The organism is Rhodococcus jostii NBRC 16295 (assembly GCF_001894825.1).
Taxonomy (GTDB): domain Bacteria; phylum Actinomycetota; class Actinomycetes; order Mycobacteriales; family Mycobacteriaceae; genus Rhodococcus_F; species Rhodococcus_F jostii.
This window is the reverse complement of sequence record NZ_BCWY01000039.1, coordinates 52,550-66,273: the sequence shown is the minus strand read 5'-3', so window position 1 is coordinate 66,273 and position 13,724 is coordinate 52,550. Positions and strand designations below refer to the sequence as shown.

At 67.4% G+C, this 13,724-nt stretch carries 17 protein-coding genes; 9 read left to right on the top strand and 8 right to left on the bottom strand.

Features of this window, described 5'->3' with window-relative positions:
• Positions 1-40: 40 nt before the first annotated feature.
• Positions 41-583: a DinB family protein gene (locus RJ1_RS24335; protein ID WP_073364666.1), complete on the bottom strand. Its 543-nt coding sequence runs from the start codon at positions 581-583 to the stop codon at positions 41-43.
• A gap of 132 nt (positions 584-715) precedes the next feature.
• On the opposite strand from RJ1_RS24335, the gene RJ1_RS24330 reads away from it, so the two are divergent.
• Entirely contained in the window at positions 716-1,000 is a 285-nt protein-coding gene (locus RJ1_RS24330) for a hypothetical protein (protein ID WP_073364664.1), read from the top strand.
• Between the two features lie 69 nt (positions 1,001-1,069).
• Positions 1,070-1,303, top strand: a complete 234-nt coding sequence (locus RJ1_RS24325) for a hypothetical protein (RefSeq protein ID WP_240319943.1) — start codon at positions 1,070-1,072, stop codon at positions 1,301-1,303.
• Positions 1,304-1,306: 3 nt separating this feature from the next.
• Here the strand turns inward: RJ1_RS24325 and RJ1_RS24320 are convergent, their stop codons facing one another.
• Entirely contained in the window at positions 1,307-1,873 is a 567-nt protein-coding gene (locus tag RJ1_RS24320; protein ID WP_073364660.1) for a hypothetical protein, read from the bottom strand.
• A 298-nt stretch (positions 1,874-2,171) separates the two neighbouring features.
• On the opposite strand from RJ1_RS24320, the gene dnaK reads away from it, so the two are divergent.
• The 4 genes from dnaK to RJ1_RS24300 are packed head-to-tail and all read left to right on the top strand — an operon-like array spanning position 2,172 to position 6,277.
• Positions 2,172-4,016: a molecular chaperone DnaK gene (gene dnaK, locus RJ1_RS24315; RefSeq protein ID WP_073364658.1), complete on the top strand. Its 1,845-nt coding sequence runs from the start codon at positions 2,172-2,174 to the stop codon at positions 4,014-4,016.
• Entirely contained in the window at positions 4,013-4,663 is a 651-nt protein-coding gene (gene grpE, locus RJ1_RS24310; protein ID WP_073364657.1) for a nucleotide exchange factor GrpE, read from the top strand. Before dnaK ends, grpE begins: the two co-directional genes overlap by 4 nt.
• 22 nt (positions 4,664-4,685) lie before the next feature.
• The gene (gene dnaJ / locus RJ1_RS24305; RefSeq protein WP_073364655.1) at positions 4,686-5,870 is read left to right on the top strand and encodes a molecular chaperone DnaJ; all 1,185 of its coding nucleotides are present in this window, start codon (positions 4,686-4,688) and stop codon (positions 5,868-5,870) included.
• A complete protein-coding gene (locus RJ1_RS24300; protein ID WP_073364654.1) occupies positions 5,870-6,277 on the top strand; it encodes a heat shock protein transcriptional repressor HspR in 408 nt (135 codons plus the stop codon). The genes dnaJ and RJ1_RS24300 overlap by 1 nt, the downstream gene beginning before the upstream one ends.
• A 129-nt stretch (positions 6,278-6,406) precedes the next feature.
• Here the strand turns inward: RJ1_RS24300 and RJ1_RS46830 are convergent, their stop codons facing one another.
• Entirely contained in the window at positions 6,407-6,553 is a 147-nt protein-coding gene (locus RJ1_RS46830) for a hypothetical protein (protein WP_162850374.1), read from the bottom strand.
• A gap of 46 nt (positions 6,554-6,599) precedes the next feature.
• A complete protein-coding gene (locus RJ1_RS24295) occupies positions 6,600-7,076 on the bottom strand; it encodes a hypothetical protein (protein WP_073364652.1) in 477 nt (158 codons plus the stop codon).
• A gap of 278 nt (positions 7,077-7,354) precedes the next feature.
• Here RJ1_RS24295 and RJ1_RS24290 point away from each other — a divergent pair, with 278 nt between their 5' ends.
• Positions 7,355-7,981: a response regulator gene (locus RJ1_RS24290; RefSeq protein WP_205415418.1), complete on the top strand. Its 627-nt coding sequence runs from the start codon at positions 7,355-7,357 to the stop codon at positions 7,979-7,981.
• Position 7,982: 1 nt separating this feature from the next.
• Positions 7,983-9,170, top strand: a complete 1,188-nt coding sequence (locus RJ1_RS24285) for a sensor histidine kinase (protein ID WP_073364649.1) — start codon at positions 7,983-7,985, stop codon at positions 9,168-9,170.
• Positions 9,171-9,190: 20 nt separating this feature from the next.
• Here the strand turns inward: RJ1_RS24285 and RJ1_RS24280 are convergent, their stop codons facing one another.
• From RJ1_RS24280 to RJ1_RS24265, 4 genes are all read right to left on the bottom strand, one after another.
• A complete protein-coding gene (locus RJ1_RS24280; RefSeq protein WP_073364647.1) occupies positions 9,191-9,754 on the bottom strand; it encodes a type 1 glutamine amidotransferase domain-containing protein in 564 nt (187 codons plus the stop codon).
• A 20-nt stretch (positions 9,755-9,774) separates the two neighbouring features.
• A complete protein-coding gene (locus RJ1_RS24275) occupies positions 9,775-10,956 on the bottom strand; it encodes a zinc-dependent alcohol dehydrogenase (RefSeq protein ID WP_073364646.1) in 1,182 nt (393 codons plus the stop codon).
• Positions 10,953-11,360 (bottom strand): ChaB family protein, encoded by a 408-nt coding sequence (locus RJ1_RS24270; protein WP_073364644.1) that lies wholly within the window; start codon positions 11,358-11,360, stop codon positions 10,953-10,955. Before RJ1_RS24270 ends, RJ1_RS24275 begins: the two co-directional genes overlap by 4 nt.
• Positions 11,361-11,437: 77 nt before the next feature.
• Positions 11,438-11,911 (bottom strand): CinA family protein, encoded by a 474-nt coding sequence (locus RJ1_RS24265; protein WP_073364642.1) that lies wholly within the window; start codon positions 11,909-11,911, stop codon positions 11,438-11,440.
• Positions 11,912-12,085: 174 nt separating this feature from the next.
• On the opposite strand from RJ1_RS24265, the gene RJ1_RS24260 reads away from it, so the two are divergent.
• Positions 12,086-13,663, top strand: coding sequence for an AMP-binding protein (locus tag RJ1_RS24260; RefSeq protein ID WP_073364641.1), 1,578 nt, complete (start codon positions 12,086-12,088; stop codon positions 13,661-13,663).
• Positions 13,664-13,724 lie beyond the last annotated feature (61 nt).

The following is a 13,724-nucleotide window of genomic DNA, read 5'->3' as shown; positions in this document are numbered from 1 at the left end:
GAACCCGAACCCGGTGAGGTGTTTTCGTCTGTTCTCCCGGTCAGAACTCCATGCCCGCGTCGGCGCCCATCTGCATGGTGGTGTTTCCGCCGTCGAGTGATTCCCGGATGATGTCGGCGTGACCGGAGTGGTGGCCGGTCTCCCGGATGATGTGCAGCAGGGTGCGGCGGATGGTCCACCACTGCCGCTCCGGCGCCCAGGGCGCGGTGGGCAGGGGGATCAGGACGTCCAGGTTGTCGAGGCCGGCCACCGCCACCTCCGTCGCGCGGGCCACCTCGGCGTACTCGGCCAGCAGTCCCTCGAGGGTTTCGTCCTCCCGCATGTAGTACTTCTCCATCGCCCACTCCATGTCGAACTCCGCGTTCTCGTCGGGTTCGAGAATGGTTTCTACCCAATGCTTTTCCGTGTGCAGAACGTGCTTGATCAGTCCGCCGAGCGTGAGGTCGCTGACGGTCGAGCGTTGCCGTGCCTGGTCGTCGTCGATGCCGCGGACGGTGATCAACAGGGTGGCTCGCTGCTCCTGCAGGATCTGGAGGATGTCGGCGCGCTCACCGGTGGCCGGGGACTTCTGCGAAGTGGTCATGAGAAGAACGATAAGGGGAATTGAGGTCAGAAACGGTCCTCATTAGGAAGGCCTTCTCAGGGTTTCTCTCGGGGTCGGAGTTGGGTGCCTTCCTGGATGTGCCGAAAGCGCCCGCCGAGAAGGATTCTCGGTATGGACTTCGACTCTCCGGCAGCGGCACCCCGGCCCTCCCACCGACGCGCGTGGCTCAGTGCCCTCGGGGGCATGGTGCCTGCCGTCCTCGTCGCCGTCACGGTGGGAGTCGGCACGTTCGCGTACGCCGGGAACGCCGCGAGCACCGACAGCGGCGCGCCGGTGGAGTTCCGGCCTGCCCTGACGGTTCCCTCGCAGGCACCGGGCGAAAACGTGGCCGGAACGCTTTTTCCCCGCCCGGATTTGGGTACCCCCTCGGTGACGCGCCACGTCGGCCAGGGGTGACCCCGCTCGGTCCGCTCTTCCCATTTCGCTCAGCCCACCGATGATCAGCCCCCGATGAAAGGATTCATCATGATCCGCACGACGACCGCACTGGCAGCCGCGGCTCTCGTGTTCGGCGCCGCGTCCGTGACCCAGACCGCTGCTGCCGCATCGGCCGTGACCCAGACCGCTGCTGCCGCATCGGCCGTGACCCAGACCGCTGCTGCCGCACCGGCCTGCAACTCCTCCTACGAGGGAACCACCAACGACGAGTACGACCCGGATCCCGAGTTCCACGGCAGCACCGCCCCGTGCCAGGTGTGAGTCTCAGCGAATCCGGTGCAGCCACGGCGACACCCCGGGGGTGAACAGGGCGAGCACTCCCACCGCGACCAGGGCGCTGTAGGCGAGCGGTGCCCACTGCAGCACACCGGCGGTCGCGTCTCCGGCGTCGGACAGCAGGGTCCACAGCCCCACCCCGCCTGCGACGCTCAGAGCGCCCACGACGGCGAGGGCGATCTGGCCCGCCGGTTTGCGTGCACGCAGGAGTTGTATCCCGATCAGTCCGAGGAGGATCAGAACGACCGCGATGGCGCCGCAGCCGATCAACGTCAGGTTCACCGTGTCGGTGATGTCCGTCGCGGAGTCGCCGGGATTGTCCGCGGCCACCGACGCCTCGAGGGCGTCGCGCACCGCGCCGAGGTCGAGCGCGATCGCGCCGGCGATTCCGGCGAGGACGACGAACGATCCCACCCATGCGGACAGTGACACCGTGACGGCCTTGGGGGTGGCGTCGGTGGGGGCGGCGCGCAGCGGGGTGACCGCGAACTCCGGACGCGGCGGTACGGGTCGCGGCGGTTCCGGCCGGCGCGGCGGCTGCTCGGGTGTCGTCACGCTGCGATCCTATCGAGCAGTCGGCCGCAGGCGTGGGGACGCGCACGGGCCCGTGTCGGCCGCGCCGAGAGCGCATGGTGGGATCCCGGGAAAGAAAATTGTGGGCGCCCGGGAACAAATCTCCTAACCCCTCCGTTGAGCCTTACGACAAGATTGAGCGTGCAAGACTCAAGTTCGAATTGACTCCCGACGGTGTCGGAGTGCAAACTTGAGCGGAGGGCGCTCACCAAGCGCCAACATCGCAGTTCAGTAATGAAAAACCTGCCCACAGGACTGCAAAACGAAAGTGAGGAACACTATGGCTCGTGCCGTCGGTATCGACCTCGGTACAACGAACTCGGTCGTGTCTGTGCTGGAGGGCGGCGAGCCCGTAGTGGTCGCCAACGCCGAAGGTTCACGCACCACCCCGTCGATCGTCGCCTTCGCCAAGAACGGTGAGGTGCTGGTCGGCCAGCCCGCCAAGAACCAGGCCGTCACCAACGTCGACCGCACCATCCGCTCCGTCAAGCGCCATATCGGCACCGACTGGAACGTGGAGATCGACGGCAAGAAGTACACGCCGCAGGAGATCAGCGCGCGCACGCTCATGAAGCTGAAGCGCGACGCCGAGGCCTACCTGGGTGAGGACATCACGGACGCCGTGATCACCGTCCCCGCGTACTTCGAGGACGCCCAGCGTCAGGCCACCAAGGAAGCCGGCCAGATCGCCGGTCTCAACGTCCTGCGCATCGTCAACGAGCCCACCGCGGCCGCGCTGGCATACGGCCTCGACAAGGGCGACAAGGAACAGACCATCCTGGTCTTCGACCTCGGTGGCGGCACCTTCGACGTCTCGCTGCTCGAAATCGGCGACGGCGTCGTCGAGGTTCGCGCCACGTCGGGCGACAACCACCTCGGTGGTGACGACTGGGACGAGCGCATCGTCACGTGGCTCGTCGACAAGTTCAAGGCTCAGAACGGCATCGATCTGACCAAGGACAAGATGGCCCTGCAGCGTCTCCGTGAGGCTGCGGAGAAGGCCAAGATCGAGCTGAGCTCCTCGCAGAGCACGTCGATCAACCTGCCCTACATCACCGTGGACGCGGACAAGAACCCGCTCTTCCTCGACGAGCAGCTGTCCCGCAGCGAGTTCCAGAAGATCACCTCCGATCTCCTCGACCGCACCCGCGCGCCGTTCCAGGCCGTGATCAAGGACAGCGGCATCGCCGTCAAGGACATCGACCACGTCGTGCTCGTCGGTGGTTCCACCCGTATGCCCGCCGTCTCCGATCTGGTGCGCGAGCTGACCGGTGGCCGTGAGCCCAACAAGGGTGTCAACCCGGACGAGGTCGTCGCCGTCGGTGCCGCCCTGCAGGCCGGCGTCCTCAAGGGCGAGGTCAAGGACGTGCTGCTGCTCGACGTCACCCCGCTGTCCCTCGGCATCGAGACCAAGGGTGGCGTGATGACCAAGCTCATCGAGCGCAACACCACCATCCCCACCAAGCGTTCCGAGACCTTCACCACCGCTGACGACAACCAGCCTTCGGTGCAGATCCAGGTGTTCCAGGGTGAGCGCGAGATCGCCTCGCACAACAAGCTGCTCGGCTCGTTCGAGCTGGCCGACCTGCCGCCCGCCCCGCGTGGCGTGCCGCAGATCGAGGTCACCTTCGACATCGACGCCAACGGCATCGTGCACGTGACCGCGAAGGACAAGGGCACGGGCAAGGAGAACACGATCAAGATCCAGGACGGCTCCGGTCTGTCCAAGGAAGAGATCGAGCGGATGGTCAAGGACGCCGAGGCGCACGCCGAGGAAGACAAGGCCCGCCGCGAGGAGGCCGAGGTCCGCAACCAGGCCGAGTCGCTGGTGCACCAGACCGAGAAGTTCATCAAGGACAACGAGGACAAGGTCCCCGCCGACGTCAAGGAGAAGGTCGAGGCGGCCATCAAGGAAGCCAACGACGCTCTCGCCGGCACCGACATCGCGGCCGTCAAGTCCGCGGTCGAGAAGCTGGCCACCGAGTCGCAGGCCCTCGGCCAGGCGATCTACGAGGCCAGTGCCGCCGAGGAGGCCGCCAACACCGACGGCTCCGGCGCGAACGGTGCCGACGACGTCGTCGACGCCGAGGTCGTGGACGAGCCGTCCGACTCGGAGAAGAAGTGACGTCCGACAACACCGAGCAGGAACCGGTCACTTTCGTGGACAAGCGGAAGATCGACCCCGAGACCGGTCAGACACGGGACACGGAGCCGGTAGTGGAGCCCCTCGCGGGCACCGCTGCCGCTCCGCAGCCCGGCTCGGTGGACGAAGGGGCGCTGCCGGAGACGGCGGCTCCGGAGACGGACGAGTTGGCCGAGCGCACCGCGGACCTGCAGCGACTGCAGGCCGAGTACGCCAACTACCGTCGCCGCGTCCAGCGTGACAAGCAGTCCGACATCGCGAACGCCAAGGCGTCCGTCGTTGGTGAGCTCATCGCAGTGCTGGACGACCTCGACCGTGCCCGCAGCCACGGCGACCTCGACTCGGGGCCGTTGAAGGGTGTGGCAGACAAGCTCACCGGCACCCTCACCTCGCTCGGCCTGAGCGAGTTCGGTGCCGAGGGCGACGCATTCGATCCGTCGCTGCACGAGGCAGTGCAGCACGAGGGCGAGGGTCACGACCCCGTTCTCGGCACGGTCATGCGAAAGGGCTACAAATTCGGTGATCGCGTCCTGCGGCATGCGATGGTAGCTGTGATCGATCGCGTCGGCGACGCCGGCGCGAACACCTCCGACGGGGCTGCGAAGCCCGCCGAGTCGGAACAAGAGTAACAGCGAGAGGAGGAGACGCCCAGTGAGCCAACGGGAGTGGATCGAAAAGGACTTCTACAAGGAGCTGGGCGTCTCGTCCGGCGCGTCCGCCGACGAAATCAAGAAGGCGTACCGCAAGCTCGCCCGCGACCTTCATCCCGACGCGAACCCCGGCGACGCGAAGGCGGAGGAGCGTTTCAAGTCCGTCAGTGAAGCCCACGCCGTGCTGTCGGATCCTGCGAAGCGCAAGGAATACGACGAGGCCCGGCGGCTGTTCGCCAGCGGTGGGTTCGGTCAGGGCGGCGGCGGATTCAACCCCGGAGCCGGCGGTTTCGGCCAGGGCGGATTCGACATCAACGACCTGTTCGGTGGTGGCGGCGCGGCGGCCGGTGACGGCGGCCTCGGCGACATCTTCGGCGGCCTGTTCAACCGCGGCGCCGGTGGCGGCGGCGCGACCCGCACCACCAACCGTCCCCGTCGTGGAAGCGACGTCGAGACGGAGACCACCCTCGAATTCCGCGAAGCCACGCTCGGTGTCACGGTTCCGCTGCGGCTGACCAGCCCGTCACCGTGCACCACCTGCCACGGCAGCGGTGCCAAGCCGGGCACCAGCCCACGAGTGTGTCCACGCTGCAACGGAACCGGAATCGTCAGCCGCAACCAGGGCGCGTTCGGGTTCAGTGAGCCGTGCGACGACTGCCGCGGCACCGGCTCCATCATCGATTCGCCGTGCGAGGTCTGCCACGGCAACGGGGTCACCAACCGGACCCGCACCATCACCGTCCGCGTTCCGGCGGGTGTCAGTGACGGGCAGAAGATCCGGCTGGCCGGCCAGGGCGAGGCGGGCCTGCGCGGCGCACCGTCCGGCGACCTGTTCGTGACCGTGCGGGTGCGCCCCGACAAGGTGTTCGGCCGCAACGGCGACGACCTCACCCTCGTCGTCCCCGTCAGCTACGGTGAGCTCGTGCTCGGAACCACCGTCTCCGTCCCCACCTTGGAGGGACGGGTCGGTGTGAAGATTCCGGCGGGCACGGCCGACGGCCGGATCCTGCGGGTGCGCGGCCGAGGCGTCCCCAAGCGCGCCGGTGGCGCCGGTGACCTGCTGGTCACGGTCAAGGTCGCTGTTCCGCAGAAGCTCGACGACCCGGCAACCGAGGCACTGAAGACCTATCTGGAAGCAGAGAAGGCCAGCGGATTCGATCCCAGGGCCGGGTGGGCAGGTGCCTGATGAGCAACACGACCGGGGATCCCCGCGAAACTTCCGTTGATCCGGACGCCCAGATCTTCGTGATCTCGGTGGCCGCGGAACTCGCGGGCATGCACGCTCAGACGTTGCGCAACTACGACCGGCTCGGTCTCGTCACCCCGCACCGCACTTCCGGTGGCGGGCGGCGGTACTCGCCGCGGGATGTTGCCCTGCTCCGCGAGGTGCAACGGCTCTCCCAGGACGAGGGAGTCAACCTCGCCGGGATCAAACGGATCATCGAGCTCACCAACCAGGTGGAGGCTCTGCAACATCGGGTGCGGGAGCTGGCGGAGGAGATCGCGAAGGTCCACGCCGGTTACCGGCGCGACCTCGTGCCGATCCCGCGGAGTAACGCGCTCGTCGTGTGGAAGCCGCGGCACCAGCGCTGACCCGGCGATCTTTCGGGTGGAACGAACCGATGTCGCACTGATCCTGTCGGAGTGGATCAGTGCGACATCGGGCCCCAGCCCCCCGGCTCAGTGCCCCCAGCCCCCCGGCTCAGCCCCCAGCCCCCCGGCTTATCGGTCGCGGCTGCCCCAGCGGGGCCCGCGGCGGGTGTGCGAGCGCGGAATGTCCATTACCTCGAGACGTGCCTTGATCTCTTCGGTGGTCCACAGTGCGCGCGAGACGGTCGGGGTGGGGGTTTCGGTGACGTTGGTGTACATGTTCTCGGTCTTTCGTCGAGGGTTCGGTGGATGGTCGGTTCGTCGATCAGGGGTGTCCGTAGAGGTGGTAGCCGGCGTTCATGTTCGGGTAGCCCGAGTCGATCCAGCTGCTGATGCCGTAGGCGTGGCCGAAGTTGGCGTCCACGCGAGTGCCGTCCACGTCGGTCGTGTTGCTGTAGTTGTCGGCGCGGAACACGGCCTGGGCGCCGCCGGGGAGTGAATAGGTGGCGTCGACCTCTACGCCGTTCGGGTCGGTGGAGTATGCCTTCACGATCTCGCTGCTGTGCGGGGCGAGGTAGTCCGACGGCGCCTGAATCCACTGCCCGTACGGGTTCGACCACCCTTGGAGGACCATCGGCAGATCGGTGTCGTTGCTGATCGTCATTGCGATCGTGGGTCCCGACGTCGGCATCGTGCCGGCGTTGGCGACCCCGGCGGCGGCGATGGCGAATCCGGTGACGGCCAGTGCGGTGGCGGGCAGGGCGATGAAGAGTGCGACGCGGCGGCGGGCGTTGGTGCGCATGATGGCTTCTCCTGGGTTCGGACGCTTCGAGGGGTGGAAGGTCTGGGGCCGTGGGGGTTTCGGTTTCCGATCTCCCCGCTTTCCGGTGTGCAACAACTATGTCGCGGATGCGCGCCGCCGTCTGTCCACCGACAGGGCCTTGGCGGGGATGAATCCGGTGTCCCCCGATCGGGGGACAGGGCGCGGCGAACTGCCTCGCGCGGGCCGGGTCTCGTGAGAAAGTGAGCCATGGACTTCGCCGGAGTCACACCGCATCGGACGTCGCAGTGAGCGCCGCGGTGCGGGTCGTGGTGGGCGACGACCACCCGATCTTCCGCGACGGTGTCGTTCGAGCCCTCGTCGCGAGTGGCGACATCGAGGTGGTCGGCGAGGCGGACGACGGCGCGGCTGCGCTGGCCCTGATCCGCGAACTCGCCCCCGACGTCGCCCTGCTCGACTACCGGATGCCCGAACTGGACGGTTCCCAGGTCGCCGCGGCCGTGCGACGGGCCGAACTCACCACGCGGGTCCTGCTGCTGTCGGCGCACGACGAGTCCGCGATCGTCTACCACGCACTGCAGGAGGGGGCCGCGGGTTTCCTGCCGAAGGAGTCGACGCGGGCCGAAATCGTGAAAGCAGTCCTGGACTGCGCCCAGGGCCGGGACGTCCTCCCGGCCTCCCTCGCCGTCGGACTGGCCGGGGAGGTCCGCCGCCGCAGTGAACCGGTGGGCCCGGTGCTGAGCGGTCGGGAGAAGGAAGTGCTGGCGCTCATCGCGCAAGGTCAGAGCATCCCCACGATCGCCGGCGAACTGTATCTTGCCCCGTCGACGGTGAAAACCCACGTCCAGCGCCTGTACGAGAAGCTCGGTGTGAGCGACCGCGCGGCAGCCGTGGCGGAGGCGATGCGACGCGGTCTGCTGGAATAACGTGCCCCATCCGTCCCGGAGCCGCGTAGTCCGTCGCTACACCACCGAGGCCGTCCGGGTGACCGCCACCCTGCGGCTACCGCTGATCGGACTGATGGCGCTCCTCGGGCCGGTGATCCACGTGACGCATTGGAAACCCGACGTCTTCGCCGGACTGCTGATCGGGTACGCCGTGGTCGCGCTCGGCTGGCTGATCTTCGTCCTCGTGCGGGAGGTCGGGCCGTGGGCGGGCTGGGTATCGACCGCGGCGGACGTCACCGCGGTCGTGGCGCTGTGTGTCGCCTCGGGCGGCGCGACGTCGGTGCTGCTGCCGGTGTTCTTCCTGTTGCCGATCTCGGTGGCGTTCCAGTACCGGCCGCGTCTGACGGCGATCGTCGGGGTCTGCACCGCCGTCGGGTATCAGGCGGTGTGGATCGTCTACTCGAAACGTGACGACGCGGTGGGTTTCCCCGACGAGGTGTACCTGTACTTCGGGTTCCTGCTGTGGCTCGCGGCGGCCACCACGGCGTTGTCGTACGTGCTGGTCCGACGCTCGGCGACGGTGATCTCGCTGATGGACGTGCGCAGGCAACTGGTCGCGGAGTCGATGGGCGCCGAGGAACGCGAGCGCAGGCAACTGGCCGAGTACCTCCACGACGGGCCTCTGCAGAATGTGCTCGCCGCCCGACTCGACGTGGAGGGGGCCCTGGAGCGGCACCCCGACCAGACGCTCGACGCCGCCGAGTCCGCCCTCCGCGAGACCGCGGCGCAACTGCGCTCCACCGTCACCACCCTGCATCCGCAGGTGCTCGCGCAACTGGGCCTTACCGCGGCACTGCGCGAACTCGCGGATCTGCACGACCGCCGGGGTGAGGTCGAGATGTCGGTGAGCCTCGACGAGGTCGGCCACCCGGACTGCCAGGAACTGCTCTACCGGGTGGCGCGGGAACTGCTCACCAACGTGACCAGGCATGCCCGCGCCACGAAGATCGAACTCACCCTCGACCGTGACGGCGGGCGGATCACGTTGACCGTCGCCGACGACGGCGCCGGCTTCGATCCGGCCGTCATCCCGGAACGGGTGGCGCAGGGGCACATCGGGCTTGCGTCGAACATCGTGCGGGTCGAGAGCCTGGGCGGGACCTTCGACGTCACGTCCTCACCCGGTGCGGGCACCCGCGTGGTGGTGACGGTCCCGGACCCCGGATGACGACGCCTGCCGACGAACGGTCACTGCGGGTGGCGGCCCTCGGCGAATTCTTCGACGATCTTCGCGCAGAACGCGGGGAGGTCGCCCGGGTTGCGACTCGATACCAGTCCGTTGTCCACCACGACTTCCTCGTCGACGACATTTCCGCCGGCGTTGCGGATATCGGTGCGCACACTGGGATACGACGTGAGAGTGCGACCGCGGACGACGTCGGCCTCGACCAACGTCCAGGGTCCGTGGCAGATCACGCCCACCGGTCTGCCCGAATTGACGAAATCGCGGACGAAGCCGACAGCCGACTCGTCCATCCGGAGGTGGTCGGGGTTCGTGGTGCCGCCGGGCAGGATCAGTGCGTCGAAGTCGCCGACGGACACGTCTCCGACGACGGCGTCGACGGCGTAGGTGCCTGCCTCGTTCACGTCCGAGTTCATGGCCTGGATCTTGCCGGGGGACAGCGAGATCAGCCGCACCTCCGCGCCCGCGCCCTCGACTGCCGTGCGAGGTTCGACGAGTTCGACTTCCTCCACGCCGTCGGTGGCGAGGATCGCGACCCTCCGGCCGCGCAACGTCTCTGTGGATGTCATGGGCAATTCCTTTCCGGGGATTACGGCTTCAGGAGGATCTTCACCGCGCCGTCTTCCTTCTTCTGGAAGATCTCGTACGCATGCGGGGCGTGGTCCAACGGCAGTTCGTGGGTGGCGAAGGTGTCGACGCCGAGGGGGTCGGCGTCGGTGAGCAGCGGCAGTATGTCCGGGACCCACCGCCTCACGTTGGCCTGCCCCATCCGGAGCTGAATCTGCTTGTCGAACAGCGTGAGCATCGGGAGCGGGTCGGCCATTCCTCCGTACACCCCGGCGAGGGAGATGGTGCCGCCGCGCCGGACGATGTCGATCGCCGAGTACAGCGCGTGGAGCCGGTCGATTCCCGCCGTCGACATCAGCGGTCCGGCGATGGCGTCGGGCAGCAGGGACGTGACCTGCTGCAACAGCTTCGCCCCGGGGGAGCCGTGCGCTTCCATGCCGACCGCGTCGATGACGGAATCGGGACCGCGGCCGTCGGTCATCTCCCGGATCACGTCGCCCAGGTCGCCCTTGGCGTCGTTCAGGTTTACCGTCTCGATCTGCCGCGCCTTCGCCCGGTCGAGGCGCTCGGGCACGAGATCCACACCGATGACGCGAAAACCCTTGTGCGCGGCGATGCGTGCCGCCATGTCGCCGATGGGCCCGAGCCCGAGAACGACGACGGAACCGCCGTCGGGAATGTCCGCGTATTCGACGGCCTGCCATGCCGTCGGCAGCACGTCGGACAGGTACACGAAACGCGAGTCCGGTGGACCTTCCGGGACCTTGATGTGAGTGTTCTTCATATGGGGCACCCGAAGATACTGGGCCTGGCCGCCGGGAACGCTCCCGTACAGCTTCGAATAGCCGAACAGCGCCGCGCCCATGCCGTGGTCCCGGGTCTGGGTGATCTCACACTGGGTGAACAGCTTCAGATCGCACATGTGGCAACTGCCGCAGGATATCTGGAACGGAATGACCACCCGGTCGCCGACCTTCACGTCGGTCACCTCGGACCCGACCTCGCGGACGACGCCCATCGGCTCGTGACCGAGGATGTCGCCTTCGTTCATGAACGCGCCGAGCACCTCGTACAGGTGGAGGTCGGAGCCGCAGATGTTGGTGGTGGTGATCTCGACGATCGCGTCGGTCTTCTGTTCGATCACCGGGTCGGAGACGGTGTCCACGCTGACCTTCCGTTTGCCCTGCCAGGTGACGGCTCTCATCCCGCTCTCCGATTCGCCTTCTCGATCGCGTCGACGAGCTCGTCCTTGGTCATGGTGGACCGGCCGTGAATGTCGAGTCGCTGCGCGATGTGCATCAGATGTTCCTTGCTCGCGTTGGCATCGACGCCCTCGGCCGTCTCACCGGACGGGTTCGGGCCGCCGCTCTTCGCCCGGTCGTCCGAGGGGCCCTTCTCCTCCTTGGCCTCCCAGTGGTCGCCGACTTTTTCGTAGCTGTGTTTCAGTGCGTCGAACGCGACCCGGTGCGCCCGTTCCTCGTCCCCGTACTGGTCCATGGCGGAGTCGTAGACCTTCGCAAACGTGCGCTGCGCCTTCTCGGACGACTTCTTCAGAGTCCCGGGGAGTTCGCTCTTCTTCGGCTTGCCGCCTTCGGTGGTCTTCGGCACGGAAATCCTCCTCGGGTGTAGAGGTGCCCTCTCGGACGTTTACCCGGCTCGCGGATCTTTACGCGACGGCAAGGAGTTCAGCCGGGGACGGAGGCCAGCGCCTGCTCCAGGAGCACCAGAGCGTGTTCGGTGGTGGCGGTCACGACGTCCTGCGGATCGCCGTCGAATCGGCGCATCTCGGTGTCGATCCGGCCGCGGGCGAAGAGCCCGAACCAGACGGTGCCCGGCGGTTGCCCGTCCTGAGGGTCGGGGCCGCCCGCACCGGTCACGGCGACGGCGATGTCGGCGCCGAGCAGTTCGGCGACCGCGCCGGCCATCGCGCGAGCGCTGGTCTCGCTGACGACGGGACCGTCCGGCACCTGCAGAACCCGGTGTTTCACCTCGCTGGAATAGGCGACCACGCTGCCCCGATACCAGTCGGAGGAGGCGGGCGCGGCGCCGAGGAGGCACGAAATCTGCCCGCCGGTGAGTGATTCCGCGGTCGCGAGGAAGACGTGTGCGCGGCGTGCCGCGGTCGAGATCCGTTCTGCCACTCTGTCCTGCGGACTCATGGTTCACACGGTATCGGACGTGCCACGCCCGGGAGGCGGCGTTCGGCACACCCGGCGGGGTGGAACAGGTTTCAGTTTTGTCGGTTTCCGGTTAGGGTGTCGGTGACCCAGGACACAGGAAATCCAGGCCGCCGGACCATGCGCCTCGGCGTCGCGGGAGTAGAAGGATTACAGATGACCGACGAGTTCGCAGATCTGCATCGACCCGCCTTCGCTGCAGACCTCCTCATCACTGCACTGGAACGCAACACCGACAAGCCGGCGCTCTACCTCGGCGACGTTGTCCTCACGGGCGGTGAGATGCGCGACCAGATCAGTTGCTTTGCGCAGGCACTGGCTTCGCTCGGGATCGGCAAGGGCACGAGCACCGCCATGCTGTCGAAGAACAGGCCCGAGGTGCTCATCAGCATGGGCGCCACCATGATCTCCGGGTGCCGTGCCAGCGCGCTGAACCCGATGGGTTCGCTCGACGACCACCTGTACATCGTCGGCGACGCCGAGATCCAGACCCTGATCTTCGACCCCACCGCCTTCGAGGAGCGCGCCGCCGAGCTGGTGGCGCAGTCGCCGTCGATCGAGAACGTGTTGTCGTTGGGGCCGTCCGAGGTGGGTACCGACATCCTCGCTCTCGCCGAGACGTTTACCCCGCAACGTCTGCGGGCAGCGGACGTGGCCGCCGACGACAACAGCAGCATGGTCTACACCGGCGGCACCACCGGCAAGCCGAAAGGCGTCGTCGGCTCCTACCAGTCCGGCGCGACGCTCAATCAGATCCAGATGGCCGAATGGCAGTGGCCGGACCAGCCGCGATTCCTCATTTGCACACCGCTCTCGCACGCCGGCGCGGCGTTCTTCATTCCGACGCTGCTGCGCGGCGGCGCGCTGATCGTGCTGCCCGCGTTCGAACCCGGCGCCGTCCTCGAGGCGATCGAGAAGCACAAGATCTCGGCCACCATGCTCGTCCCCACCATGATCTACCTGCTGATGGATCACCCCGACCTGCCGAAGCGGGACGTGTCCAGCCTGCAGACCCTGTTCTACGGGGCCTCGGCGATGTCGCCGGCCCGGCTGAAGGAGGGAATCGAGAAGTTCGGCCAGATTTTCTTCCAGTTCTACGGCCAGACCGAATGCGGAATGACCATCGCGGTGCTGCGGAAAGAGGAGCACGTGGCGGACGATCCCAGCCGGCTCGCGACGTGCGGGCGTCCGGTGCCCTGGCTGAACGTCGCACTGCTCGACGACGACTTGAACGAGGTCCCCCAGGGTGAGCTGGGCGAGATCTGCGTCCGAGGCCCGCTGGTCATGAAGGGGTACTGGAAGAAGCCCGCTGAGACCGCCGAGGCGTTCCGGGGCGGATGGCTGCACACGGGCGACGTCGCGCGCAAGGACAAAGACGGATTCATGACGATCGTCGACCGCAAGAAGGACATGATCGTCACCGGCGGATTCAACGTGTTCCCCCGGGAGATCGAGGACGTCATCTCGGCGCACCCGGCGGTCGCCTCGGTGGCGGTGGTCGGGGTTCCGGACGAGAAGTGGGGCGAGGCCGTCAAGGCGTGCGTGGTGTTGCGGGCCGGGCAGTCGGTGGACGCCGCAGAACTCGTCGAACGGGTGCGCGCGGCGAAAGGCTCCGTTCACGCCCCCAAGTCGATCGACTTCGTCGACACCTTGCCGCTGACCCCGCTCGGCAAACTGGACAAGAAGGCGCTGCGCTCCCGCTACTGGGAGAGTGCAGACCGAGCGGTCGGATAGCACGACCAGGGCGGAAAACAAGGGACCTGGTCTGCGGCGTGGCGCCCCCGCCTATAGTCTG

Excerpts from the sequence above, each read along its gene's own strand:
- dnaK (WP_073364658.1), top strand. The coding sequence starts at position 2,172 with ATGGCTCGTGCCGTCGGTATCGACCTCGGTACAACGAACTCGGTCGTG.
- RJ1_RS24335 (WP_073364666.1), bottom strand. The coding sequence starts at position 583 with ATGACCACTTCGCAGAAGTCCCCGGCCACCGGTGAGCGCGCCGACATC.
- RJ1_RS24265 (WP_073364642.1), bottom strand. The coding sequence starts at position 11,911 with ATGAGTCCGCAGGACAGAGTGGCAGAACGGATCTCGACCGCGGCACGC.
- RJ1_RS24300 (WP_073364654.1), top strand. The coding sequence starts at position 5,870 with ATGAGCAACACGACCGGGGATCCCCGCGAAACTTCCGTTGATCCGGAC.
- RJ1_RS46830 (WP_162850374.1), bottom strand. The coding sequence starts at position 6,553 with ATGTACACCAACGTCACCGAAACCCCCACCCCGACCGTCTCGCGCGCA.
- RJ1_RS24260 (WP_073364641.1), top strand. The coding sequence starts at position 12,086 with ATGACCGACGAGTTCGCAGATCTGCATCGACCCGCCTTCGCTGCAGAC.
- RJ1_RS24330 (WP_073364664.1), top strand. The coding sequence starts at position 716 with ATGGACTTCGACTCTCCGGCAGCGGCACCCCGGCCCTCCCACCGACGC.
- RJ1_RS24275 (WP_073364646.1), bottom strand. The coding sequence starts at position 10,956 with ATGAGAGCCGTCACCTGGCAGGGCAAACGGAAGGTCAGCGTGGACACC.
- RJ1_RS24325 (WP_240319943.1), top strand. The coding sequence starts at position 1,070 with ATGATCCGCACGACGACCGCACTGGCAGCCGCGGCTCTCGTGTTCGGC.
- RJ1_RS24280 (WP_073364647.1), bottom strand. The coding sequence starts at position 9,754 with ATGACATCCACAGAGACGTTGCGCGGCCGGAGGGTCGCGATCCTCGCC.
- RJ1_RS24295 (WP_073364652.1), bottom strand. The coding sequence starts at position 7,076 with ATGCGCACCAACGCCCGCCGCCGCGTCGCACTCTTCATCGCCCTGCCC.